We start from the raw sequence: 25,404 nt of genomic DNA on the forward strand, positions 1-25,404 counted from the left end.
CAGGGAACGGGAAGACAATTTCATATGAAATGACCGAACTGGATACCGAACATCCAAGATCTGAACTTGATGTGACTTGTCCCATAGGCTGGGTTTCGCAGTACGTGACGACGGGCCCGGCGGAGGAATGTGACCGATGGACGAGACCGAACGGCTGGCGGAGCGCTTCGAGGCGTACCGCCCCCATCTGCGGGCCGTCGCCTACCGGATGCTGGGCTCGCTGAGCGAGGCCGAGGACGCCGTGCAGGAGTCCTGGTTCCGGCTCAGCCGCTCGGACGTGAACGCGGTGGAGAACCTGGGCGGCTGGCTGACCACGGTCGTCGCGCGCGTCTGCCTGGACATGCTGCGCTCGCGCGAGTCGCGGTGCGAGGACCTGCTGGGCGAGCGGCCACCGCCCGCCCTGCACGGTGCGCACGAGAGCGCCGACCCCGAACAGGAGGCGGTACTCGTCGACTCGGTCGGCCCCGCGCTCCTCGTGGTGCTCGACACACTCTCCCCGGCGGAGCGGCTCGCCTTCGTGCTGCACGACATGTTCGCCGTCCCCTTCGACGACATCGCCCCGGTCGTGGGGCGCTCCACCATCGCCACCCGGCAGCTCGCCAGCCGGGCGCGCCGCCGGGTCCAGGGCGCCGAGGCCGCGCCCACCGCCGACCGGGGGCGCCAGCGGCAGATCGTCGACGCCTTCCTCGCCGCCTCGCGCGGCGGCCGGTTCGACGAACTGCTCGCCCTGCTCGACCCGGAGGTCGTGGTCCGCGTCGACGGTGCCGCCCTGGCGATGGGCGCGAGCGGCGCCCTGGGTGCCCAGGCGGTCGCCAAGACGTTCTCGGGCCGGGCCCAGGTTGCCCAACTCGCGCTGGTGGACGGGGCCCCGGGCATGGTCTGGGCGCCGAACGGCAGCGTGAAGGTGGTCTTCGACTTCATCGTCGTGGACGGGCGGATCGCCGCGATCGACATGCTCGCCGACCCTGAGCAGCTGGACGAGATGGACGTGAAGGTCCTGGCGGAGTAACCGGCCATCATCCGGACGGAGCCATGAAACCGGGAGCGTTCCCTGTTTCGAGTGGCACGTTCCATGCAACACCAGGAGGCGCAGCGCGGCCATCGGGCCGTGCTGCGCCTCTGTCGTTCCTTGAGCGGATCGCGAGGCGGTGCGGATCGCGATCCGGTACGAACTAGCCGCGCCGTACCGACATCCGCTGGCGCGCCGCCTCCGCGAGCGCCGTGAACGGGCTGTTGTCGTCGGACTCCTCGGCGTGCCACTGCACACCGACCGCGAACGGGTGGTCGTTGACCTCGATGGCCTCCACCGTTCCGTCCTCGGACCACGCGGTCACCGTCAGGCCCTCGCCGACCTCGTCGATGACCTGGTGGTGGTGGCAGGGCACGACGTCCTTGGCGAGGAACTTGGCGAGGTGGCTGCCGGGTTCGAGCCGCACCTTCTGCTGCCCGTACTCCTTCCCGCCGGGGGAGTGGTTGTCGTGGCCGACGATGTCCGGCAGGTGCTGCTGGAGCGTGCCGCCGCGCAGGATGTTCATCAGCTGCTCGCCCCGGCAGATGCCGAGAGTGGGCAGGTCGGATGCCAACGCGGCTTCGAGCAGGGCCAGTTCGTGCCGGTCGCGGACCTTGTCGTTCCAACCGGTCTTCTCGTGCTTCTCCTGGCCGTAGAGCGCCGGGTCCGCATCCGGGCCGGCGAGCATGAGCAGACCGTCGAGCCCGTCGACGGTCTGCTCGATCCCGGGCTGGGGAGCCAGCAGAACCGGTATGCAGCCGGCGTCGGCGACCTTCTGGACGAACGTCTGGGGTACGAACGTCGCGTCCATCTCGAAGATCGCGAATTTGATCTGGGTCACGACGGCCGTGATGCCGATGACGGGCCGACGTGTGCGGTCCAGCGAGTTCAAGGTCTCATTGACGGCGGAATGCACAGTGCACCTCACAAAGTGTCAGAGCTGGGGTACGGGGCGGAGCTCCGCCTCGTGGTGGGTGATCCACTCGGCGTACGTGTAGGCCGGCCGGCCGGTGACGACGTCGACGGTGGGAAGCACTTCCGCGACCTCGCCCTGCGTCTGCCGGCGGCGGTCGAGGATCTGATCGGCCACGTACCCGGAGAGGTACTTGACCATCGCCGCGCGGACGCGTTCGCGCGGCACTTCCTGGAAGCGGGTGGGGATGCCGAGCGCGGCACCGATCATGCGCACCCGGTCCGCCGGGCTGAGCGACTGCGGCCCGGTGATCGAATGGATGATTCCGGATTCCGCCGCGAGCAGGGACTTCACCGCGACCGACGCGATGTCGCGCTCATGGATCGGCGCCATCGCGGAACTTCCGTACACACCGTGCACCACTCCGTCTTTGGCGATCTGGGGTATCCAGAGGAGATCGTTGGACATGAACGCGCTGGGCCGCAGGAACGTCCACGACATTCCCGACTCGACGACTGCCTTCTCGCACGCGATGTGCGGCTCTTCGGCAGCATAGGTGACCGCCTCGGAAGACAGCATGACCACATGTTGCACCCCGGCCCGCGCGATGGCGTCGACGGCTCCCTGGAGCTCGCCGAACACCGGCCAGAGGTAGAGGCGTTCGACGCCGCGCAGGGCCGGGGCCAGGGTCTCGGGGCGGCTCAGGTCGGCCGCCACGACCTCCACTTCGCCGGGCAGGGCGCACTTGGCGGGGTCGCGTGCGATGGCCCGCACCTGGTCCCCCGATTTCAGCAGCTCGTCGACGATGTTTCTGCCGACGTTCCCGGTCGCGCCGGTTACCAAGATCATGTGTTCTCCCGTGGTCAAGGGGGGACGTCCGACGGATGTCTTGCATTTTGCGAAGGCAACTCGAAACGTGCACGGGAAATCCGGGCAGGGTGAAACCCGGCAGGAGGAAAGCGCGCGGTGGACAAGGGCCGGCAGCGGGCAGCCGAGCAGTGGGCGCCGAGAATCCGAGAATAAGTGACTGACCGGTAAGTAATGGGATTATGGAAGAAAGGTTCCGCAGGGAAGCGTCGGCCATGAGGCAGCAGTGCCTCATGGCCGACGGTGGAGCGGGAGGGAGTGCGGTTACTTGACCTTGCTCTCGGAGAGGTTGATCCGCCAGGAGACGCCGAAGCGGTCGTTGACCCAGGCGAACTTGGCGCTGAACCCGTAGGTGCCGATCGGCATGATCACCTCACCCTTCTCGGAGAGGCCCTCGAAGACCCGGTCGAACTCCTCGTCCGAGTCGCACTGGATGTACACCGCCATCGCGGGAGAGAACGCGTAGCTGTCCCAGGGGGCGTGGTCGGAGCCCCGGGCGCCGTCCGGCGGAATGTTGATGCACATGAACTGCTGGCCGGCGATGGTGAAGACCGCGTGCTGCAGGGTCCCCTCCACCCAGCCGGGCTCGTCGGCGCGGGCCCGAATGGTGTTGATCACCTCGGAGTCGTCGAAGAGCGACGTATAGAACGTCACCGCCTCCTCGGCATCCCGCGGGAACGCCAGAAAAACGGTGAGCTTCTGCGTGACTGCGGAGGACATCGTGGCTCTCCTTATTAAGTCTGGTGTTCTGCGTGGATCACCCTTCCAACATCCAATTCGCCGAGTCAAGAGGGCAACCGCGGAAAGTCGATGTCGAGCGGAGAAATGGATCTTGATTCGCCGCCGATTATCCGGAACGAGGCACTACGGTCTCCTGAATGGGCCATTCCTATTCCATTTTAATGATCCTTTCCGGCGGGTGGAAAAGGATCACCCGGAAGGTGTGGCGGGTATTTAAGTAATGCTTGCCTAAATGGCCAGGTGGAGACTTCTGGAAAAGATCATGAAAAACAGCAGGACCCATTCCCCTTGACGCCCCTGATCGACTAGTTGCAGACTTCTTCGGCGGCCCGAAAGGCTTTTCCTGAGCCGCTGAGCATGATCACATTTAACGCTCCGTTTTCGATCTCGATAGGCCGCTTGAGCGGCATCGAGAGGCGTTGCGAGTTGATTCCCGAAGTGCTGAATTCGATCTCGCATATCTCATCCAGGAGGGCGAAAAATGGGAACTGGCGTGATCATTGCCGGTGCCGGACCGGTGGGACTGATGCTGGCCGGCGAGCTCCGGCTGAACGGTGTCGACGTCGTTGTCTACGAGCAGAGAGCCACCCCGAGCGGCGAGTCGCGCGGAGTCGGCTTCACCCGGCGGGCCGCCGAGGTGTTCCACCAGCGGGGACTGCTGGCCCGCTTCGGTGACATCGAGATCGGCAACGAGGGCCACTTCGGTGGTGTGCGCATCGACTTCACCGCCCTGGAGGACAACCACTTCGGCATCCGGGGAGTGCCCCAGTACCGCATCGAGGAGATCCTGGAGGCATGGGTCCGCGACCTCGGCGTGGACGTACGCCGCGGATACGAGGTGGTCGACTACCGGGAAGGGGCCGACGACATCACGGTGGTGGTCGACGGGCCGGACGGCCGTGCCGAGCGCACCGCGCAGTACCTGGTGGGCTGTGACGGCGGGCGCTCCCGGATCCGCAGGCTGGCCGGCATCGAGTTCCCGGGACGCGAGGCCACCCGGGGCATGTACGTGGCCGACGTCGTCGACCGCCCCGACATCAAGCCGAGGGTGATCGGCGAGCGGGTCGACGGCGGCATGGTGATGGCGATCCGGCTGGAGGAGGGGGTGACCCGGATCATCATCCATCCGGCGAAGCTCACTCCCCGCGACAACACCAAGCTGACGTTCAGCGAGATCGCGGACTCCTGGCAGGAGCTCACCGGCCAGTCGCTGCACGGCGCCGAGACGAGGTGGGTCAGCGCGTTCACCAACGCCACGCGCCAGGCCGCCGAGTACCGGCGCGGCCGGGTCCTGCTCTCCGGCGACTCCACCCACATCCACATCCCGGCCGGCGCCCAGGGGCTGAGCGTCGGTGTCCAGGACGCGGTGAACCTCGGCTGGAAACTGGCCGCCACCGTCAACGGCTGGGCGCCCGAGGGCCTGCTCGACACCTACCAGGCCGAACGGCACCCGGTGGGCGAGAAGTTACTGCGCAACACCCTCGCCCAGGCGTCCCTCTATCTCACCGGTGACGAGATGGAGCCGATGCGCCAGGTGATGCGCGAGCTGGTGCAGTCGCCCGACGCGGCGCGGCGCCTCGCCGGGCACGTCAGCGGGCTCGGCATCCGGTACGACATGGGCGGCGCCACCGGCCACCCGCTGCTCGGGCTGCGGATGCCCGACCGCGAGGTCAAGCTCGGGGACGGCTCCACCACCCGGGTGTCCCAGCTGCTGCACCCGGCGCGCGGGGTGCTCCTCGTCGCGGACGGCAGCGCCGAGGCGGCCCGGCTGGCCGCCGGCTGGTCCGACCGGATCGACATCGTCACCGACGCGGGCTGGTCGGACCGGGTGGACATCGTCCCGGACGGCTGGGTTCCGGCGGACACGGCCGAGGGGACGACGCCGGACGCCGTCCTCCTCCGTCCCGACGGACACGTCGCCTGGGCCGCGCCGGACGGCGGCGAGCTGCTCGACGCGCTGGTGCGCTGGTTCGGCTCGCCCCGCTGACCGGCACTCCGGCTCATCCCGCCGACCCGCAGGAGGTTCCGTGATCGAATTCGTGGAGGCCGACGAGACCGCTCCTTATATAAGGCAACTCCAGGAGCGGACCGGCCCGGTCGTGCTCGTCAACACGTTCACCGTTCCGGAGGGCAGGGCCGAGGAGTTCCTGGCGCTGTGGCGCGAGGACGCCGCATACTTCACGCGGCAGCCCGGCTTCATCTCCACGCAGATGCACCGGGGCATCGCCGGCAGCCGGATCCTGGTGAACGTCGCGGTCTGGCAGTCCGCCGCCCATCTGGCGGCGGCGCACAGCAACCCCGACTTCCACCCGGGCGGTGAGGGCTACCCCGAGGGGTGCACCGTCTCGCCCCATCTGTACGAGAAGGTCGCGGTCGACGGCATCTGCGTCGGCTGACGCTTCGCAGGCCCGGGGCCCGTCACGCCGGTGTGACGGGTTCCGGGGCTGTTCTCGGCCAATAAACCGGCCAACTTCACGCCAGTCGGGTGGAGTTGCCCCAGCGCCTCGCGCCCGAATTGTGACCGGCGGTTACCCCGGGGGTGGGTGACGGCCCCGGGAGCATCACGAGTGCGAAGCCGATCAACCGGGCGGAATGTGTGATTCCGGCCCCTCTTCTGACGCTCCCCGAACGTCCGGCCCCACTCCGTGGGCCGATCCCCTCGCCTGTTCACCATCGACGGTACAGAAGGTTGTCCGCACTTGACGGAACCTGAACTTCCGCTTTCGACGGCTCGGCGTTTGCCCTCGTACAGCAGTGCGATGCGCGCCGCTCCGAGGGCACTTCGGGCCGCCCCGCGGGATGCTCGCGCGCGCGTGAACGGCCTTGTCCTGTATGGGAATCCGGGCCCCGCGAACCGGCTCCAGGGTGGTTGACAAGGCCTCGCCCGTCGCCTTTCATTTCGCACACCGGAAGTGGATTCCGGTTCCGATTCATTGCGAGGGGGCGCAAAGTGAGTCTGGCCGAGCAATCAATTGACGATCAGTTACTGAAGATCCATGCGGCGGACCTCGACGAGGTCGTGACCTCCATGGTCTGGATCGAGTCGCATCCCGCCGGTGAAGTACGCATCGACTCCCTCGTCTTCGAGGACTCGCCCCGTCTCGGCGGCGCGGACGAGGATCACGTACGCGTACTCGCCGAGGCAGGGGACTCGCTGCCGCCGATCACCGTCCACCGCTCGTCGATGCGCGTCATCGACGGTACCCACCGGGTGCGCGCCGCGCTCCTCAACGGCCGTACGACCATCCAGGCCCGGATGGTGGACTGCGACGAGGGCGCCGCATACGTCCTGGCGGTCAAGGCCAACGTCACCCACGGCCTGCCGCTGTCGCGGTCCGACCGCTCGGTGGCCGCCGCGCGCATCATCATGACCCATCCGCAGTGGTCCGACCGCGCCGTCGCCGCCGCCGTCGGCCTCTCCGACAAGACCATTTCCAGGATCCGGTCCCGCTCCTCGGCGGACGCTCCGCAGTCGAACGCGCGCCTCGGCCGCGACGGCCGCCTGCGCCCGCTGGACAGCGGATACCGCCGCCAGCAGGCCGCCGCGATGATCCACGAGCGGCCCAACGCGGGTCTGCGCGAGGTGGCCAGGGCGACCGGCCTCTCCCCGGCCACCGTGCGGGACGTGCGCCAGCGCATCGACCGGGGCGAGGACCCCGTGCCGGGCCGCTACCGCGCGGCCGCGGGCCAGAGCCCGGCGCCGGGCGCGCCCGTGGTGCCCCGCCAGACACAGCGTGCGGTGAGCGCCCGCAGCGAGCGGCGGGACATTTCCGTCGATCGGCAGAAGCTGCTCGCCAAGCTGAGCGAGGACCCCTCGCTGCGGCTCAACGAGGCCGGCCGGCGCACCCTGCGCTGGCTCCACCACTACACGGTGGACGGCGAGGGCATGGAGAACCTGGGCCGCGGTCTGCCCGGTCACTGGGCGCCCGAGGTGGCCGACCTCGCGCGCAGCTGCGCGGCCGCCTGGCAGACCCTTGCCGAGCAGCTCCAACAGCGGGCCGAGTGAGCCGGCCGGGCGCCGGCCGTGACAGCGCCGGTGAGCGCTGAACACCGCGCACAAGTGAAGAGCGACGCGGAAGGAGTGCTGGTCGCGGGCCCCATGCCCGCGCCAGCACTCCGCCCGTTCGCCCGTGCAACTGCGGCACACCCGCATCCGTCCGCCGACGGGCGGATCATCGATACGTTCGAACAGCTGCCGAACCAGCCGCCACTACCGTCAGGTTGGAAAGGCTCAACGCGCTGACGTAACCAGGAGGCTGTCCGTGTCCCCCTACGCAGATACCCGCGAGAACGGCCCCCGGACGGGGGTCTGGTTCATCGGAGCCCGCGGCTCCGTCGCCACCACGGCGGTCGCCGGCTGCGCCGCCGTGGCCGCCGGGCTCCAGCCCGCCACCGGCATGGTCACCGAGACCCCCGACTTCGCCGGGACCGGACTTCCCGAGCTGTCGTCGTTCGTCTTCGGCGGCCACGACGTGGCCAGCAGCCCGCTGCCCAAGCGGGCCGAGGAACTGGCCGCCGGGGGAGTGCTCCCGCACGGGCTGCCCGCCGCCGTGCGCGCCGAACTCGCCGCCGCCGACGAGGAGATACGCATGGGCGGCCCGCTGCCCGGCGACACCCGCGACGACGAGGAGCTGATCGCCGCGTTCGCGGCCGACATCACCGCCTTCGCCGACCGCACCGGCGTGGCCCGCACCGTCGTCGTCAACGTCTCCTCGACCGAGCCCGCGCCCGCCGGGGGCGACACCCGGCTGCCCGCCTCCTCGCTGTACGCGGCGGCCGCGCTGCGCGCCGGGTGCGCGTACGTCAACTTCACCCCGTCGACCGGCCTGGGCCACCCGGACCTCCGGGCGGCGGCCGACGCGGCCGGCGTGCCGTACGCGGGCCGCGACGGCAAGACCGGCCAGACCCTCCTCCGCGCGGTGCTCGCACCGATGTTCCACCAGCGCGCCCTGGCCGTACGGGCGTGGTCCGGCAGCAACCTGCTCGGCGGCGGGGACGGGGCCTCGCTCGCCGACCCGGCGGCCGCCGCCGCGAAGAACGCGGGCAAGAACCGCGTCCTGGAGGACAACCTCGGCATGCTGCCCGAGGGCCAGGTGCACATCGACGACGTTCCGGCGCTCGGCGACTGGAAGACCGCCTGGGACCACATCGTCTTCGAGGGCTTCCTCGGCTCGCGGATGGTGCTCCAGACGATCTGGCAGGGCTGCGACTCGGCGCTCGCCGCGCCGCTCGTCCTCGACCTGGCCCGCCTCGCCGCCCGCGCCCACCAGGCCGGACTGACCGGCCCGCGCCCCGAGCTGGGCTTCTACTTCAAGGACCCGGACGGCGGCTCCTCGGCGCTGGCCGAGCAGTACGCGGCCCTGCTGTCGTTCGCCGAGCGGCTGCGGGAGGCCCGGTGAAGCCGGTCCTGCGCGACTGGGCCGAACTCCTGCGCGTCTCCGCCCTGTTCACCGTTCCCGGCGACGCCCTCGCGGGGGCGGCGTCCGCCGGGCTGCGCCCCAACCGGCGCACCGCGCTCGCCGTGGCCTCCTCCCTCTGCCTGTACGAGGCGGGGATGGCCCTGAACGACTGGGCGGACCGCGAGGAGGACGCCGTCGACCGCCCCCACCGCCCGATCCCGTCCGGCCGCGTCAAGCCGGCCGCGGCCCTGGCGGCGGCGGCCGGACTCACCGGCGCGGGCCTGGCGCTCGCCTACCGCGCGGGCCGCCCGGCCGGGCTGGTCGCGACGGCGCTCGCGGGCACGGTGTGGGCGTACGACCTGCGTCTGAAGCACACGCCGGCGGGCCCGGCCGCGATGGCCGCGGCCCGCTCCCTGGACCTGCTCCTGGGCGCGACGGCCACGACCGGCACGGTGACCAGGCGCCCCCTGCTCCCGGCCACGGCCCTGGGCGCGCACACCTACGCGGTGACCACGGTCTCCCGGCACGAGACGCAGGGGGGTTCGGTGCGGGCGCCGCTGGCGGCGCTGGCGGGTGCGGTGACCCTGGGCGCGCTGACGGCGCGGCGGCCGGGCGCCACGCAGGCGTTCCGGCTTCCGTCCGAGCCCCGTGACATCGCCAGGACCGCGTTCGCCGCGACCTTCGTGGCCACCGCCGCCAAGCCCCTCTTCCACGCCGTCCTCAACCCGTCCCCTCCGCTCACCCAGCGGGCCGTGGGCGGCGGCATCAAGGCGATGATCCCGCTCCAGGCGGCCCTCGCGGCCCGGGCCGGATCCGTCCGTACCGCCGCCGCCCTGACCGGCCTCATCCCCGTAGCCCGCAAGCTCGCACGAAAGGTCAGCCCCACATGAGCCTCCGCCTCGGCTACGGCACCAACGGCCTCACCGACCTCCGCCTCGACGACGCCCTCGGGCTCCTCGCGGACCTCGGGTACGAGGGCGTGGGGCTGACCCTCGACCACATGCACCTCGACCCGCTCGCCCCCGAACTCCCCGCCCGCACCCGCCGGGTGGCCCGACGGCTCGGCGAGCTCGGCCTGGGCGTGACCGTGGAGACAGGCGCCCGGTACGTACTCGACCCGCGGCGCAAGCACGGCCCGTCCCTCCTCGACCCGGACCCGGACGCCCGCGCCCGCCGCACCGCACTGCTCGTCACGGCCGTCCGCGTCGCCGCCGACCTCGGCGCGCACGCCGTGCACTGCTTCAGCGGCATCACGCCCGGCGGCACCGACGACGACACCGCCTGGAAGCTGCTCGGGGAGGCCCTCGGCCCGGTGCTCGACGCGGCCTCGGACGCGGGCGTTCCGCTCGCGATCGAGCCCGAGCCCGGCCACCTCCTCGCCACCCTCGCCGACTTCCACCGGCTGCGCGAGCGGCTGGGCGACCCGGAACCGCTCGGGCTCACGCTCGACCTCGGGCACTGCCAGTGCCTGGAGCCGGCCTCGCCCGCGGAGTGCGTGCGCGCCGCCGCACCCTGGCTGCGGCACGTCCAGATCGAGGACATGCGGCGCGGGGTGCACGAACACCTGCCGTTCGGGGACGGCGAGATCGACTTCCCGCCCGTCCTGGAGGCGCTCGCCGCCACCGGCTACGGCGGTCTGACCGTCGTCGAGCTGCCCCGCCACTCCCACGCGGGCCCCGAACAGGCCCGCAGGTCCATGGAGTTCCTGCGCCCGCTGATCGCGAGTGCCGCCTCGCCCCTGAAGGGAGCCTAGCCGTGATACCTCGTGCGGAACTCGACGCCCGCTTGGGCGGCGCCGCCCGTGCCTGGCTCGACGAGGCGCTCGCCGAGGCGGCGCACACCGCCGCCCGCCCGGCCGCCGGGTACGGCACCGCCCCCTGGGAGCTGCGGTTCGCCTCGGCCGGCCGCCACCTCGGCGCCGACGCCGTCGATGAAGCCCGCGTCCTGCTGCTGCACACCGCCCGCGTGGACGCGCCCACCGCGACCCGGATCTACCAGCAGGGCAGCGCCGCCGAGCGCCGCGCCGTCCTGCTGGCGCTCCCGGACCTCGGCCTCGGCCCGGCGGCCGGGGTGCCGCTCGTCGAGGACGCGCTGCGCGCCAACGACACCCGTCTGGTGGCGGCGGCCGTCGGCCCCTACGCCGCGGCCCACCTGGACCCGCACGCCTGGCGGCACGCCGTACTGAAGTGCCTGTTCACCGGCGTGTCCGTGGACGCCGTCGCCTCCTTGCGGGAGCGCGCCCACGGCGACACGGAACTCGCCCGGATGCTCGGCGACTACGCGAAGGAACGTACCGCCGCCGCCCGCCCCGTCCCCGACGACCTGCACCGCGTACTGGCCCTCACCGGGGCCGAGGAGTCCTGACCATGCGTATCTTCGACCCGCACATCCATATGACGTCCCGCACCACCGACGACTACGAGGCCATGTACGCGGCGGGCGTGCGCGCGGTCGTCGAGCCCGCGTTCTGGCTGGGCCAGCCCCGTACCTCGCCCGAGAGTTTCTTCGACTACTTCGACGCGCTGCTCGGCTGGGAGCCGTTCCGGGCCGCCCAGTACGGCATAGCCCACCACTGCACGATCGCCCTCAACCCCAAGGAGGCGAACGACCCGCGCTGTACGCCCGTCCTCGACGAGCTGCCGCGCTATCTGGTCAAGGACGGCGTGGTGGCGGTCGGCGAGATCGGCTACGACTCGATGACGCCCGCCGAGGACCACGCGCTCGCCGTCCAGCTCCAGCTCGCCGCCGAGCACGGCCTGCCCGCCATGGTGCACACCCCGCACCGCGACAAGCTCACCGGTCTGCGCCGCACGATCGACGTCGTACGCGATTCGGCGCTCGCCCCCGAGCGGGTGCTGCTCGACCACCTCAACGAGACGACCGTCAAGGAGGCCAAGGACAGCGGCGCCTGGCTCGGCTTCTCGGTCTACCCGGACACCAAGATGGACGAGGACCGGATGGTCGCGATCCTCGACGAGTACGGGCCGGAGAAGGTGCTGGTCAACTCGGCCGCGGACTGGGGAAAGAGCGATCCGCTGAAGACCCGCAAGGTGGCCGACGCGATGCTGAAGGCCGGGTTCGACGAGGACGCGGTGGACCTGGTGCTGTGGCGCAACCCGGTCGCGTTCTACGCGCTGAGCGGACGTCTGGACCTGGACCTGACCGCCCCGGACGCCCTGCACGAGGGCAACTCCATCCTTCGCGGCGGCGAGTGAGCCCATGCGACTGCGCCACCCCGACGGCTCCACGGTCCACCTCGCGTACTGCACCAACGTCCACCCCGCCGAGACCCTCGACGGCGTCCTCGCCCAGCTGCGCGACCACTGCGAGCCGGTCCGCCGGCGGCTTGGCACCGACCGGCTCGGCATCGGCCTGTGGCTGGCCCGGGGCGCGGCCGAGGAGCTGAGCGCGGACGCGGCCGCGCTGCGCGGGCTGCGCGCGGAACTCGACGGACGCGGCCTGGAGGTCGTCACCCTCAACGGCTTCCCCTACGACGGATTCGGCGCCGAGGAGGTCAAGTACCGCGTCTACAAGCCGGACTGGACCGATCCGGAACGCCTGGAGCACACCGCGGACCTGGCCCGGCTGCTCGCCGCGCTGCTCCCCGACGACGTCACCGAGGGCACCATCTCCACCCTCCCGCTCGCCTGGCGCACCGGCTTCGACGCCGCCGCGGCCGAGACCGCGCACACCGCCCTCACCACACTGGCGGCGCGCCTCGACGCCCTGGAGGAGGAGACCGGGAAGTCCATCCGGATCGGCCTGGAGCCGGAGCCCGGCTGCACGGTCGAGACCACCGCCGACGCCATCGCCCCGCTCGCCGCGATCGGCTCGCCGCGCATCGGCATCTGCGTCGACACCTGCCATCTGGCCACCTCCTTCGAGGACCCGTCGCAGGCGCTCGACGCGCTGCACGCCGCCGGGATCGCGATCCCCAAGGTCCAGCTGTCGGCCGCGCTGCACGCCGAGGAGCCGGGCAGGCCCGAAGTCCGCGCCGCGCTCGCCGAGTTCGCCGAGCCGCGCTTCCTGCACCAGACCCGCACCAGGCACGGCGCCGGGCTCCTGGGCACCGACGACCTCGACGAGGCCCTGGCCGGGCAGGCCCTGCCGGACACCGCGCCCTGGCGCGCCCACTTCCACGTACCGCTGCACGCGCGGCCCGCGGCGCCGCTCACCTCCACGCTGCCCGTGCTGCGCGAGGCCCTGGCGGGCCTGGTCGGCGGCCCGGTCGCGCGCACCCGCCACCTGGAGGTCGAGACGTACACCTGGCAGGCCCTGCCCGCCGAGCTGCGCCCGCGCGACCGGGACCAGCTCGCCGACGGCATCGCCGCCGAACTCACCCTCGCCCGGGACCTGTTGACCGACCTCGGCCTCAAGGAACTGCCATGACCGACGCCACCGCCGGCGCACCCAACCCGCTCCTCGTCCTGGACGTCGTCGGCCTCACCCCCAAGCTGCTTGAGCACATGCCCCGGCTCAAGGCGCTCAGCTGCTCCGGCTCCAAGGCGCGGCTCGGCACGGTGCTCCCGGCCGTGACCTGCGCCGCCCAGTCCACCTTCCTGACCGGTACGCTCCCCGCCGAGCACGGCATCGTCGGCAACGGCTGGTACTTCCGCGACCTGGGCGACGTCCTCCTGTGGCGTCAGCACAACGGCCTGGTCGAGGGCGACAAACTGTGGGACGCGGCCCGCCGCGCCCACCCGGGCTACACGGTCGCGAACATCTGCTGGTGGTACGCGATGGGCGCGGACACCGACATCACGGTCACCCCGCGTCCCGTCTACTACGCCGACGGCCGCAAGGAGCCCGACTGCTACACCCGGCCCCCGGCGCTCCACGACGAACTCCACGACAAGTTCGGCACGTTCCCCCTCTTCAACTTCTGGGGACCCGGCGCGAACATCGTCTCCTCCCAGTGGATCGTCGACGCCACCCGCCACATCCTGGCGACCCGCAACCCCGACCTGGCGCTGTGCTATCTGCCGCACCTGGACTACGACCTTCAGCGGTACGGCCCCGACGACCCGCGCTCCTACCGCGCGGCCGCCGACCTCGACGCCGCCATGGCGCCGCTGCTCGACGACGCGGAGGCGGCGGGCCGCACGGTCGTGGCCCTGTCGGAGTACGGCATCACGCGCGTCAGCAAGCCGGTGGACATCAACCGCGCCCTGCGCCGCGCCGGGCTGCTCGAAGTGCACACCCAGGACGGCATGGAGTATCTGGACCCGATGGCGTCCCGCGCCTTCGCGGTGGCCGACCACCAGCTCGCGCACATCTACGTCCGCAGGCCCGAGGACCTGGACGCCACCCGCGAGGCCCTCGCGGACGTGGCGGGCATCGACCAACTCCTCGACGACGAGGGCAAGAAGAGCTTCGGCCTCGATCACCCGCGGTCGGGCGAACTGGTCGCGATCGCGGAGCCGGACGCCTGGTTCACGTACTACTACTGGCTCGACGACGACCGCGCCCCGGACTTCGCCCAGCTCGTCGAGATCCACCGCAAGCCCGGGTACGACCCGGTCGAGCTGTTCATGGATCCGCTCGACCCGTATGTGAAGGTCAAGGCCGCGAAGGCGCTGGCGCGCAAGAAGCTGGGGATGCGCTACCGGATGGCGGTCGTGCCGCTGGATCCCTCGCCGGTGCGGGGCAGCCACGGACGGCTGCCCGACGACCCGCAGGACGGGCCGCTGCTGCTGTGCTCGGCTCCGGACGCGGTGGGCGACGCGGTGGAGGCCACCGAGGTGAAGGGCCTGCTGCTGAGGCTGGCGGGGCTGGAGTAGTTCCCCGTCGCACTGAGATGACACGAAGAAGCTCCTGGCGGAACGATCCGCCAGGAGCTTCTTCGTATAGGTGAGGTGCGGCCGGATCAGACCGGGCGCGCCTCGACGATCGAGACGCCCGCGGCGGTCTGCACGATCTTGTCCAGCTGGAAACCGGTGGCGCGCAGGATCTCCGAGTACTGGCGCTCGGTGCGCTCCTTGCCGCCGACCAGGATCATCAGCCACAGGTCGACGAGCTTGGCGGGGTGCGCCGCGTTGCCCTCCGGAGGCACGAATTCCATGACGAGCAGCCGGCCGTCGGGGCTGATTGCCTCACGGGCGTTCTTGAGGATCTCCAGCGCCTTCGGCTCCGGCCATTCATGCAGAATGTGCTTCAGCAGATAGGCGTCCGCACCGGCCGGCAGCGGACCGAAGAGATCGCCCTTGTCGATCTCGACCCGGTCGACCACGCCCTCTTCGGTGAGAAACGCGTCGGCGCCCAGCTCGTCCGCCCGGGAATCGAAGAGGATGCCCTTCGACTGGGGCGTCTTCTTCAGGATCGCCGACAGCAGTCCGCCGCGGCCGCCGAAGACGTCGACGAGCGTCTTGTACTTGGAGAAGTCGTACGCGGCGAGAATGGGCTCGGTCTCCATATTCGAGAGCGTGCCCATGCCGTTGAGGAAGATCTCCCCGAATTCCGGGTTCTGGCCCAGGTACTCGTACGCGTGCATGCCGCGGTTCTTCTCAAGGCTGGGCTGACCGGTGCGCACGGTGTGGATGAGCGCACCCCAGTCCTCCCAGCTCGCGGGGTGACCTGTCAACAGAGCCATGTCGCGCATCGACATCGGCGTGCCGGTGCGCAGCGCGTCGGCCATCGGCGTCAGCTTGAACCGGCCGTCGCTCTGCTCGCTGAATATCCGGTAGCTGGCGAGGGCGCGCAGCAGCCGGTGGACCGCGTCCGGGTCGGCCTCGATCCGCCGGGCGATCTCCTCCGAGGACAGCGGGCCGTCGGCGAGCTGGTCGGCGATCTTCAGCTCGGCCGCCACGTAGATCGCCTGGGACACCCAGGCGCCCTGGGCCAGTTCGAGGACGGCGATCGGCGCGGGCACCATCAGCTGGGCGAGGCGCTGCACCCGCGCGCGCACCCCTTCGACGATGCGGACGACTCGGGCGGGCGGAATTGGGGGCATGCGTATCCTCCGTGGGCGGTTGCGCAGCGGTATCAAGAGTCTCAATTACCGGGATACCGGAAACTATGGGCGTCGCCCGGCAGACTCTAGAGCCGCACACGGCGGCGAACAACCACTCAACGCGCGAGAACTCGCCCCGAGTTGGCCGAAATCCGGCGCGAGTTAGGCGCCAGTGAATTCCGAGCGCGAATCAAGTGTGCAACTGCGGATAGGGCGCAGTCGGACAGGGCTTACAACTTACCTGCGAATACAGGACGGTTGAGGTAGAAGCGTCTATCGTGGCGCCGGTTGAGTCGGCTCCCAATGACGGGGGCACGCCATGATGAGGGAGAGACATGTCGAGAATACGCAGGTCTTGGAGTGGGGCCTTCGTGGCAGCGGCGGCGGTGGGCACCATGGCCGTCACGCTGATCCCCGGCCCGGCACAGGCCTCGCCGAAGGAGGCGAAGGCCGCTGCCGGTACCACCGCGGGTGCCACTGCCAACATTGAGGTCATTGCGAGCAAGCTCAACAACCCCCGCGGCCTCTCCGTCCAGGCGGACGGGACGATCCTGGTCGCCGAGTCGGGCGTGGGCAAGCCGGGCTGCGCGCCGGGCACCAAGTGCGTCGGACTGACCGGTTCCGTCTACCGCGTCAAGGGCACCGAGCAGGGCCGCGTCGTCACCGGCCTGGCGTCCTCCGCCGTGGCCCCGACCAACCCGTACGAGCCGATCTCGGCCGCCGGCCCCAACGACGTGGAGGCCAACGGGTCGGGTTACCTCGTCCTCAACGGCTTCGGCGGCAGCACGGACGACCGCGCCAAGCTCGGTGCGGACGCGGCCAAGCTCGGCACGCTCCAGACGTCGAGCGGCTGGGTCGTCGGCGACCCGGTCAAGCACGAGACGCTGCTCGACCCGGACTGGGTCCTGGGCCACCCGGCCAACCCGGAGGAAGCGTCCATCCACAGCAACCCCTGGCGCTTCGCCCGCAACGGCCGCGGCTTCCTGGTCACGGACGCCGGCGCCAACGACCTGGTCGGCGTCGGCTTCGGCGGCCGCACCACCACCGAGGCGATCTTCCCGGACAACGAGCTCCCCGCCCCGGGCGGCGCCGCGGCCCCGTCGGCCAAGCAGAAGAAGGCGCTGGAGTCCCTCGTCCCGCAGACCAAGTCGGTCGCGGCCGACGGCACGGTCAAGGTCCAGGCGGTGCCCAGCGGCATCGTCAAGGGCGCGGACGGCGCGTTCTACATCGCCGACATGGGCGGTCTGCGTCCGGGTGCCTCGCGCATCTGGCGGATCGTGCCGGGCCACCGTGCGGAGGTCTTCGCCAGCGGTCTGACCGCGGTGACCGACCTGGCCGCCGACAAGAACGGCAACCTGATCGCGCTGACGCTGACCGGTGGCTTCCAGCAGCAGGGCCCGCCGCTGCCGGGCAAGCTGAGCCGGATCGACGTCAAGACCAAGGCGGTCACCGAGATCCCGACCGACGGCAAGCTGGCGATGTCCACCGGCCTGGCCGTCGGCCCGAACAACGAGATCTACGTGACCAACAACTCGGTCGGCACCGAGGGTCAGCTGATCAAGGTCACGCAGTAGTCCTGATGGACGTCTTCCTGACCGACTGATCAGCGCGTGACGTGCGGCCCCGCCGGGAACCTGACGCCCGGCGGGGCCGCTTCGTCGTACGCGCGGAAAAATCTTCCTCGCCTTCGGTCACACTCCTGAGCCGGGACCCGTCAGACCAGTGACGTGGATCCCGGCCGATGGGATCAAGCCAGCGTCACCGCTGAACGAACGCTGTAGATCTCTGAAGGAGAGCAGTCATGGAAGCACGGATGCAGAACCCGGCGATGGTCCTCCCCGACGCGATGCAGGCCATCCAGAGCCTGTACAAGGCCACCTACGCGGGCGGCGTCCCGGCGGGTCTGCTCGCGCTGAGCCACCTGCGTGCGAGCCAGATCAACGGCTGCAGCCCCTGTGTGGAGTCGGCGTCCGGCCAGGCGCGCAAGGCGGGCGAGAGCGACGAGAAGATCTTCTCCGTCGGCGCGTGGCGGGAGACCCCCTTCTACACCGACTCCGAGCGCGCGGCGCTGTCGCTCACCGAGCACGTGACGCGGCTGAGCGACCGCGAGGACCCGGTCCCGGACGCGGTGTGGAACGAGGCCGCCCAGCACTTCAACGAGCAGGAGCTCGCGGCGCTCGTGCTGCACATCGCCGTCAGCAACCTGTTCAACCGCCTCAACGCCACGACGAAGCAGCAGGCCGGCCAGAAGTGGTAGGCACGGCCTAGCGAGGTGTTCGGTACGGCCGGGCCGGACCCGGACCGAGTGGGCGGTGTGGCGGTCGCGCGACGACACGCGACGGCCACACCGCCCCTCAGCGCACGGATCGGTCCGCCTACGCAGATCAGTACGTGGGTCGGTACGCAGGTTGGTACCTGGATCAGTATGCAGATCATCGCGATGGCTCGTTCTCGCCTGTGGACAACGTTATCCACAGGGGTGGTGAGGGGTGGCCGGGCGCGGGACCGTCGAGGCATGAACAAGCACCACGAATCGCACGGTTCCCACGGTCTGCCCGACGACGACCCGCAGCTCACCCTGCGCAACCCGGCCGAACTGGCCGATGCGCTGCCGTATTTGATGGGCTTCCATCCAACGGACTCCGTCGTGATGGTCGCCCTCCATGGTCGTCGGGGCCGCTTCGGCGGGCGGCTCCGGCTCGGCATCCCACGTGCGCCGGGGGAGTGGCCGCACGTCGCCGAGCAACTGGCCGAGTGCCTGGTGACGGGGAGCGAGCGGCGGGGGCCGCGCCCGGACGCGATCATCGTGTTCCTCTGCCAGGACCCGGACCCGGCAGGTGAGGTGACGGCCGGTCAAGTCATGGAAAGGCTGCGGCCGTTGGCCCAACTCCTGCGGACGGCCTGCGGGGCCCTGGACGTTCCGGTCCTGGAGGCGCTGTGCATCTCGGACGGAAGGTACTGGTCGTACTGCTGCCCGGACGCGCGCTGCTGCCCGCCGGAGGGGAACGTGCTGGCCATGCCCGGTACGTCGGTGCTGGCGGCGGCCGCGACCTTCGCCGGGCTCCAAGTCCGGGGCTCCCTGCGGGAGATGGAGGCGCGGCTCACCCCCTGGCGGCGCCCGGCGGCGGCCGACCAGGAACGCGTGCTCGCGGCGGCGGAGGAGGCGCTCGTGCCGCGCATCCTGGACGAGGAGGAGCGGCTGCGGGTCGGGCGGGAGACCCTGGACCTGGCGGGCCGGCTGATGCGCCGCCTCTCCGGCGCGCCCCCGGCCACGGGCCGTACGGACGCGGACGCCCTGGACGACGGCCTGATCGCCCACGACGAGGCGGCGGCCCTGGTCCTCGGCCTCCAGGACCGCACCACCCGGGACCGCGCGGCCGAGTGGATGGAGGGCCCGGACGCGGCCCCGGCCCAGCGTCTGTGGCGCGCCCTGGCCCGCCGCTGCGTGGGCCGCTACGAAGAGCACGCGGCGGCCCCGCTCACGCTGGCGGGCTGGGTGGCCTGGTCCACGGGCGACGAGCCCGCCGCCAGGGTCGCCCTGGGCCTGGCCCTGCGCGTGGACCCCGACTACCAGTTCGCCCAACTCCTCCACCAGGCCTGCAATCAGGGCCTGGACCCGGAGGCGCTGCGCAGGTGCCTGCGGGAGGAGAGGCGGGAGCGGGAGGAGGGCGTGGGGGCTACGGCTCCGGGCGCGGCCGGGGCCCCGGGACTCGGCGTCCCCGTGCCCGAGCCTGCCGTGCCCGAGCCTGCCGCCGCCGGGCATGGGGTGGCTATGGAGGCGCCGGTGTCCGACGTGGCCGGGCCCGCTCGGCGGCCCAAGTCCCGCCGCAAGGCTCCGGCGAACCGGAACGACAGCGCGGCCGCCACCTCCCCGGCGAACCGCAGGGACGCGGCATCCGCCTCCGTCCGTCCCGAGGGCGTCGAGGGTGGCTCCGCGACGGCCGGGTCCGCCCGGCGTGGGGCCCGGCGGACCAGTCGGGCGGGGCAGCGGGACGGGACCGGCCGATGACGCCGGGTCCACGCCACGCCGTGTCGCTCCGTGACCCGTGCGCCGCCCGCCGCGTTCACGAGGGGGGCGCCGCGCGAGGGCGGTCCGCCCGACCCGCGAATGCGGCCGGAGTGCTCGGAAGGCAAGCTATGCCGTTCAACGTTCCTCCCCGGGCAGATCCCCCGTCCCGGGCCGATGCTCTTTCCCGGGCCGAAGTCCCGCCCTGGGACGACGTCTCTCCCCGGGCCGACGTCCCGCCCCGGGGCAATGTCTCGCCTCGGCCCCCCGCCGGAGGCGGTCCGGCCTCCCCGGGAGCGGGACGAGCATCCACGCCCGGGTCCGGGCCTCGACCAGGCGCGGGGCCGGGGCGGCGCCCGGCACCGGCACCCCGGGCGTCCGGCCCGGCCGGAAACTCCGGACCCGGGCCCGGATTCGGCGAGCTCCCCCCACTGCACGCGGCCCTGATCTCCGTCGCCCTGCCCGGCCTCGTCGTCTCGGCGGAGCACGGCCAGCTCACCGGCCACGGCCTGGAGGGCTTCTACCGCCACGGTCGACGGCTGCTCGCGCGCTGCCAGCTGAAGGTGGCCGGGCGGGAACCGATCGCCCTCCAGGGCAGACCGATATCGGCCGACCGCGCCCGCTTCTTCGCGGTGGTGCGCACCCCGGCCGACAGCGGCCCCGACCCCGAGATCACGATCGAGCGGCTGCGCCAGGCCGAAGGCAGCGAGCGGATCACCCTGCGCAGCTCCTCGCCCCGCCCCCTGCGGCTACCCGTGGAGATCGCCCTCGGGACCGACCTCGCCGACCTGGGCACGGTCGCGGCGGGCCGGGCCGGACCCGAACTGCCGGGCAGCGTCCACGCCTCGGGCATGCGCTGGACGGCCCCCGGCGCGCACGCGGTGGTGAGCGCGCACCCGCCCCCGGCCGACGCCCTCGCCTCGGCGGGCGTGCTGCGCTGGGACGTGGAGCTGCCCCCGGGCGGTTCGTACACGATCGAGCTGCGGATCCGCACCGACCGCCCCACCCGGCCACCCGGCCAGGCCGCGAGCCACCCGCTGCCACAGGCCGAGGCGGAGGGCGACGACCCTCGGGTCGGACCGCTGCTCCAGAGCAGCCTCGACGACCTGCGGGCCCTGCTCGTACGGGACCCGGCCCACCCGGCGGATGTGTACGCGGCGGCGGGCGTCCCCTGGCGCACCGGCCCGGCCCCGGCCGAGGCGCTGTGGGCCGCGCGGATGGCCCTGCCGCTCTCCACCCGGCTGGCGGCCGCGACCCTGCGCGCCGTATCGCGTACCCAACTGGCAGGAGGGGAAAGGGAGTTCGGCCGCATCCCCGGGCCGCTGCGGGACGCGGGACCCCATCTGCCGCCGAGCTGCACCGGAGTGGAGGCCACGCTCGCGTTCCCGGTGGTGCTCGCCGAGGCCCGCCGCTGGGGGCTGGCCGAGTCCGAAGTGGCCGAGCTGCTGCCGACGGCGGAGCGGTGTCTGCGCTGGCTGCGCGCGTGCGCCGGTGACGACGGCTATCTCGGCGAGCCGGGCCCGGCGGCGGGCCTGGCTCGGGCCGAGACCCAGGCCCACGCCCACCGCGCCGCCGTCCTGGGCGCGGAGCTGCTGCGGGAGTGCGGCAGGCCGGGAGCCGAGGAGTGCGCGGCCTGGGCGGCGGGGCTGCGCGAGCGGTTCCGGGAGGAGTTCTGGATCGAGGACCTCGCGGGCGGGCGCCCCGCCGCCGCCCGTACCGCGGACGACCGCCACCTGCCGTCGCTCGGCGCGGGCGCCGCCCACCTCCTGGACACCGGGCTGCTCGGCGCCGGACGGCTCGCCCCCGGGCTGCTCGACAAGGTGCAGACGGAACAGCTGGCCCGGCTCCTGGGCGGCCCGGCCATGGACTCGGGCTGGGGCCTGCGCGGCCTCGGTGCCAAGGAGCCGGGCTACAACCCGTTCGGCCACCGCGCGGGCGCGGTGCGGGTGTACGACACGGCCGTCGCCGTCGCGGGCCTCGCGGCCGCCGGGTACGAGAAGGAGGCGAGCGCACTGCTGCGCGGACTCCTGGACGCGGCCGAGGCGTTCGGCTACCGGCTGCCCGAGATGTACGCGGGAGAGCAGCGCACCGCGGACAGCGCCCCGCTGCCGCACCCGGCCGCGTGCCGCCCGGCCGCCGTCGCCGCGGCCTCGGCGCTCCAGTTGCTCACCACACTCGCCGGGATCCGCCCGGACGCCCCGGCGGGCACGGTCGCCCTGTGCCCCGTACGGTCGGCGCCGCTCGGCGCGGTGCGGCTGTCGGGGCTGAGTGTCGCGGGGGAGCCGTTCGCCGTGCGGGTCAGCAGGCTCGGCGTCGGCATGGTCGAGCAGGCCGCCGGCCGGCTCCAGTTGGGAGGCTGAACGGAGTGCTGAGTGAATCCGGTACGGAGGAAGAGGCGACGCCGGTGGCCGCCGCGGCAGCGGTGGGCACCGAGGGCATCGAGCCAAATGTGGTGAGAAGCCGTGCGCGGGGCGCCTCGGGAGGAACCCGTGGGGCGGCTGGTGAAGATGGTGCGACCGGCCGTGCCCGGGGGCGTGTTTATCGTCAGGGAGACGACTATGATCGCTTCATGTCTCCCTACGACCCGTCGGCCTTCCCGCCCTTCGCCGTGACCGTCGACCTGGTCGTGCTCACCGTGCGTCGCCACGCCCTGTGCGCGCTGGTCGTCCGTCGTGGGGAGCCGCCGTTCCAGGGGCGGTGGGCACTGCCGGGCGGCTTCGTCCGGGGCGACGAGGACCTGTCGGCCGCGGCCGCCCGCGAACTGACCGAGGAGACCGGACTCTGCGCCCAGGACCCGGCGGCCACCGCCCCGGCCCCGGGCAACGGTGCCCATCTGGAGCAGCTCGCCACCTACGGCGACCCCCGGCGCGACCCCCGCATGCGGGTCGTCAGCGTGGCGCATCTGGCGCTCGCCCCCGATCTGCCCGCCCCGCGCGCGGGCGGCGACGCGCACAGTGCGCGCTGGGCGCCGGTCGAGGACCTGCTGAGCCAGGACGGCGGCTTCGGCCGCGACGGCGAGCAGCCCGCCCCGCTCGCCTTCGACCACGCCCAGATCCTCGCGGACGGCGTGGAGCGGGCCCGCTCCAAGATCGAGTACTCGTCGCTGGCCACGGCGTTCTGCCCGGCCGAGTTCACCGTCGGGGAGCTGCGGCGGGTGTACGAGGCGGTGTGGGGGGTCGCGCTGGACCCTCGCAACTTCCACCGCAAGGTGACCGGCACCCCGGGCTTCCTTGTCCCGTCGGGCGGCACCACGACCCGCCAGGGCGGCCGCCCCGCGCAACTCTTCCGCGCGGGCGGCGCGACACTGCTGAACCCCCCGATGCTCCGCCCGGAGGTCTGACCCGCCCCGGCCGCCCACGCCACAGCCCCGCGACCCAAAGAGGCGCGGGGCTGCGTCATTGTGCGGCTCCGCCGGGTGGGCGCGACCGGCCGCGCACGGTCCGCGGCTGAAGGCCGCACACCTCCGGCGGAGCGCTTGGCTCGGGGCGGACGCGTGCCCACCGCAGGGCACGCGCGCGCCCTGCTTGCACAAAAAGCGCGAAATGTCGCGTTATGTTACTCCGGTACTCGTCGTACCTGTCATACCCGCCGTACCCGTCCTCCCGCCGTGCCGTCGAGTGGTCCCACTCCCGGGAGAGAAACGATGCTCCAGGCCATTGGACTCACCAGCACACCCCGCCGCGACCGTCCGCCCGAGGTGGACGACCTGACCTTCGAGGCCCGGCCGGGCCGGATCACCGCCCTGCTCGGCGTCCCCGGCTCCGGCAAGACCACGGCCCTGCGCCTGATGCTGGAGCTCGAACCGGGCCGGGGCGTCACCTACTTCCGGGGCCGCCCCCTCCACAAGGTGGCCCACCCGGCCCGCGAGGTCGGCACCCTGCTCGGCGACGTGCCGGGCCACCCCGCCCGTACGGTCCGGGGCCAGCTCCGCCTCATGTGCGCGGTCGCCGGGGTCCCGGCCGTCCGCGCCGAGGAGATGCTCCACGTCGTCGGCCTCGACGGCCTCGGGGACCAGCGGCTCGGCACCCTCTCGCTCGGCATGGACCGCAGACTCGGGCTCGCCGCGGCCCTCCTCGGCGACCCGCACACGCTGGTCCTCGACGAGCCCGCCGAGGGCCTCTCACCGCGCGAGAACAGCTGGATGTACGGACTGTTGCGCGGCCACGCACAGCACGGCGGCACCGTGCTGTGCACCTTCGCCGACCCCAAGGAGGCGGCCCGGGTGGCCGACCGGGTGGTCACCATCGACGGGGGCCGCCTCGTCGCGGACCAGGACGCGACCGAGTTCGCCCGCACCCGGCTGCGCCCCCGGGTGGCAGTCGCCACCCCGCACGCCGCCCGCCTCGGCGCCCTGGTCAGCCGCGAGGCCCGCGCCGCACGCCGCTCGGTCGAGGTGGTCGCCGAGGACGGCAGCCACCTCTCCGTCTATGGCACGACCTGCGCCGAGGTCGGCGAAACGGCCTTCCGCCACGGCGTCCTCGTCCACCGCCTCACGGAAGAGTTCGGCGACACCGGCCCGACGGCGCCGGGCCCCCGCCCGGCCCCGGCGTCCGGTCCCCACCCCACTCCGGCGGCCACCACCCCGGACCCCGCCGCTCCGACGGAACCGCTCCCGCCGCACACCGGCGCCCCCGCCCCCCACCCGCGCCCCCCGATCACCCCCGCCCGACCCCGCACACCACTCCGCCCCCTCCGCTACGAGCTCCGCCGCCTGCTCGGTGTGCGCACCACGTACCTGCTCGCCGGCGCCGTGCTCGCCGGGTCGGTCGCGCTCGCCGTGGTGCTCGGGCGCACCGGGCACACACCGCTGCCGCACCTGGCGGCCGCCTGGCCGGGGCTGCTGCCGCTGCCGCCCGCCGCGTTCGGCGCCGGGGTCCTGGGCGCGCTCGCCTTCGGCGAGGAGTACCGCTACCCCGCGCTCGCCGCCGACCGCGGCACCGTCCCGCGCAGGCTCGGGCTGCTGCTCGCCAAGCTCGCCGTGTCGGCCGGGGCCGCCCTCCTGCTGGCCGTGCTCACCGTCGCCCTGGACGCGCAGGCCCTGCGTCTGGTGTACGGCGGCGAGTTGGTGCGGATCCCGCCGGACTGGCCCTCGCTGGCGGCGAGTTGGGCGGGGCTGACCGTCGGCTGCGCCTGGGCCGGGCTGCTCGCGGCCGGCATCTTCCGGGCCACCACGGCCGGGCTCGCCGCCGTCCTGGCGGTGCCGGTCGCCGTCGTACCCCTCGTACAGAAAGCGTTGTCCGCTCCGCAGGCGCGTTCGGTCGCCGGACTTCCGGCCAGGCTGCGGGACGTGGCCTGGCTGCGCTGGCCGCGCATGCTGGACAACGGGCTCGACGCGGCGCTGCACCTGCTCGCCCGGCCGCAGGGCGCGGCCCTCGCGCTGTCGCTCTCCGTGCTGCTCTGCGCCTACGTGGTCACCGGCCTTCGCGGAAGGGCCCGTTGGTGACCCCACCCTGACCTCGGCGTATACGGAGAGGCACAACTCCCTAGGGAATGCCCGCTTCTTTCCGATAAAGCGTCAAT

General features: G+C 72.3%; 21 protein-coding genes. 17 read left to right on the forward strand and 4 right to left on the reverse strand.

Annotation, left to right across the window (positions count from 1 at the left end):
• The first annotated feature begins 136 nt into the window (after nt 1–136).
• Complete coding sequence (locus tag OG965_RS29900) at nt 137–1,009, forward strand: sigma-70 family RNA polymerase sigma factor (RefSeq protein WP_371655141.1); 873 nt, start codon at nt 137–139, stop codon at nt 1,007–1,009.
• 163 nt (nt 1,010–1,172) lie between these two features.
• On the opposite strand, the gene OG965_RS29905 is transcribed toward OG965_RS29900, so the two are convergent.
• From OG965_RS29905 to OG965_RS29915, 3 genes are all read right to left on the reverse strand, one after another.
• On the reverse strand, nt 1,173–1,937 hold the full coding sequence (locus OG965_RS29905; protein ID WP_371655142.1) for a gamma-glutamyl-gamma-aminobutyrate hydrolase family protein: 765 nt from the start codon (nt 1,935–1,937) through the stop codon (nt 1,173–1,175).
• Between the two features lie 6 nt (nt 1,938–1,943).
• Complete coding sequence (locus OG965_RS29910) at nt 1,944–2,771, reverse strand: SDR family oxidoreductase (RefSeq protein ID WP_371655143.1); 828 nt, start codon at nt 2,769–2,771, stop codon at nt 1,944–1,946.
• A 282-nt stretch (nt 2,772–3,053) separates the two neighbouring features.
• Nucleotides 3,054–3,509, reverse strand: a complete 456-nt coding sequence (locus OG965_RS29915) for a VOC family protein (RefSeq protein WP_371655144.1) — start codon at nt 3,507–3,509, stop codon at nt 3,054–3,056.
• Nucleotides 3,510–4,011: 502 nt separating this feature from the next.
• Here OG965_RS29915 and OG965_RS29920 point away from each other — a divergent pair.
• From OG965_RS29920 to OG965_RS29965, 10 genes are all read left to right on the forward strand, one after another.
• Entirely contained in the window at nt 4,012–5,517 is a 1,506-nt protein-coding gene (locus OG965_RS29920; RefSeq protein ID WP_371655145.1) for an FAD-dependent monooxygenase, read from the forward strand.
• Between the two features lie 40 nt (nt 5,518–5,557).
• Nucleotides 5,558–5,926: an antibiotic biosynthesis monooxygenase gene (locus OG965_RS29925; RefSeq protein WP_371655146.1), complete on the forward strand. Its 369-nt coding sequence runs from the start codon at nt 5,558–5,560 to the stop codon at nt 5,924–5,926.
• Nucleotides 5,927–6,480: 554 nt separating this feature from the next.
• Nucleotides 6,481–7,536 carry a ParB N-terminal domain-containing protein gene (locus tag OG965_RS29930; protein WP_371655147.1) on the forward strand — a complete coding sequence of 352 codons (1,056 nt, stop codon included), beginning with the start codon at nt 6,481–6,483 and terminating at the stop codon, nt 7,534–7,536.
• Nucleotides 7,537–7,786: 250 nt separating this feature from the next.
• The gene (locus tag OG965_RS29935; protein WP_371657100.1) at nt 7,787–8,929 is read left to right on the forward strand and encodes an inositol-3-phosphate synthase; all 1,143 of its coding nucleotides are present in this window, start codon (nt 7,787–7,789) and stop codon (nt 8,927–8,929) included.
• Between the two features lie 8 nt (nt 8,930–8,937).
• Nucleotides 8,938–9,819: an SCO3242 family prenyltransferase gene (locus OG965_RS29940; RefSeq protein ID WP_371657101.1), complete on the forward strand. Its 882-nt coding sequence runs from the start codon at nt 8,938–8,940 to the stop codon at nt 9,817–9,819.
• Nucleotides 9,816–10,682: a sugar phosphate isomerase/epimerase family protein gene (locus OG965_RS29945; RefSeq protein WP_371655148.1), complete on the forward strand. Its 867-nt coding sequence runs from the start codon at nt 9,816–9,818 to the stop codon at nt 10,680–10,682. Before OG965_RS29940 ends, OG965_RS29945 begins: the two co-directional genes overlap by 4 nt.
• A gap of 2 nt (nt 10,683–10,684) precedes the next feature.
• Nucleotides 10,685–11,293 (forward strand): EboA domain-containing protein, encoded by a 609-nt coding sequence (locus OG965_RS29950; RefSeq protein ID WP_371655149.1) that lies wholly within the window; start codon nt 10,685–10,687, stop codon nt 11,291–11,293.
• 2 nt (nt 11,294–11,295) lie between these two features.
• Nucleotides 11,296–12,144, forward strand: coding sequence for a TatD family hydrolase (locus OG965_RS29955; protein WP_371655150.1), 849 nt, complete (start codon nt 11,296–11,298; stop codon nt 12,142–12,144).
• Between the two features lie 4 nt (nt 12,145–12,148).
• Nucleotides 12,149–13,318, forward strand: coding sequence for a metabolite traffic protein EboE (gene eboE, locus OG965_RS29960; RefSeq protein WP_371655151.1), 1,170 nt, complete (start codon nt 12,149–12,151; stop codon nt 13,316–13,318).
• Entirely contained in the window at nt 13,315–14,709 is a 1,395-nt protein-coding gene (locus OG965_RS29965) for an alkaline phosphatase family protein (protein WP_371655152.1), read from the forward strand. The genes eboE and OG965_RS29965 overlap by 4 nt, the downstream gene beginning before the upstream one ends.
• An 86-nt stretch (nt 14,710–14,795) precedes the next feature.
• Here the strand turns inward: OG965_RS29965 and OG965_RS29970 are convergent, their stop codons facing one another.
• Nucleotides 14,796–15,878, reverse strand: a complete 1,083-nt coding sequence (locus tag OG965_RS29970) for a methyltransferase (RefSeq protein ID WP_371655153.1) — start codon at nt 15,876–15,878, stop codon at nt 14,796–14,798.
• A gap of 371 nt (nt 15,879–16,249) precedes the next feature.
• On the opposite strand from OG965_RS29970, the gene OG965_RS29975 reads away from it, so the two are divergent.
• The 6 genes from OG965_RS29975 (at nt 16,250) to OG965_RS30000 (ending at nt 25,327) form a co-directional block, all read left to right on the forward strand.
• Nucleotides 16,250–17,452 (forward strand): ScyD/ScyE family protein, encoded by a 1,203-nt coding sequence (locus tag OG965_RS29975; RefSeq protein ID WP_371655154.1) that lies wholly within the window; start codon nt 16,250–16,252, stop codon nt 17,450–17,452.
• Between the two features lie 227 nt (nt 17,453–17,679).
• Nucleotides 17,680–18,135, forward strand: coding sequence for a carboxymuconolactone decarboxylase family protein (locus OG965_RS29980; protein ID WP_371655155.1), 456 nt, complete (start codon nt 17,680–17,682; stop codon nt 18,133–18,135).
• Nucleotides 18,136–18,393: 258 nt separating this feature from the next.
• Nucleotides 18,394–19,887, forward strand: a complete 1,494-nt coding sequence (locus OG965_RS29985) for a DUF4192 domain-containing protein (protein ID WP_371655156.1) — start codon at nt 18,394–18,396, stop codon at nt 19,885–19,887.
• A gap of 128 nt (nt 19,888–20,015) precedes the next feature.
• A complete protein-coding gene (locus tag OG965_RS29990) occupies nt 20,016–22,244 on the forward strand; it encodes a glycogen debranching N-terminal domain-containing protein (protein ID WP_371655157.1) in 2,229 nt (742 codons plus the stop codon).
• A gap of 209 nt (nt 22,245–22,453) precedes the next feature.
• Complete coding sequence (locus OG965_RS29995) at nt 22,454–23,224, forward strand: NUDIX domain-containing protein (RefSeq protein ID WP_371655158.1); 771 nt, start codon at nt 22,454–22,456, stop codon at nt 23,222–23,224.
• Nucleotides 23,225–23,527: 303 nt separating this feature from the next.
• A complete protein-coding gene (locus tag OG965_RS30000) occupies nt 23,528–25,327 on the forward strand; it encodes an ATP-binding cassette domain-containing protein (RefSeq protein WP_371655159.1) in 1,800 nt (599 codons plus the stop codon).
• Nucleotides 25,328–25,404 lie beyond the last annotated feature (77 nt).

The sequence above is a fragment of the Streptomyces sp. NBC_00224 genome, from assembly GCF_041435195.1.
Classification (GTDB): domain Bacteria; phylum Actinomycetota; class Actinomycetes; order Streptomycetales; family Streptomycetaceae; genus Streptomyces.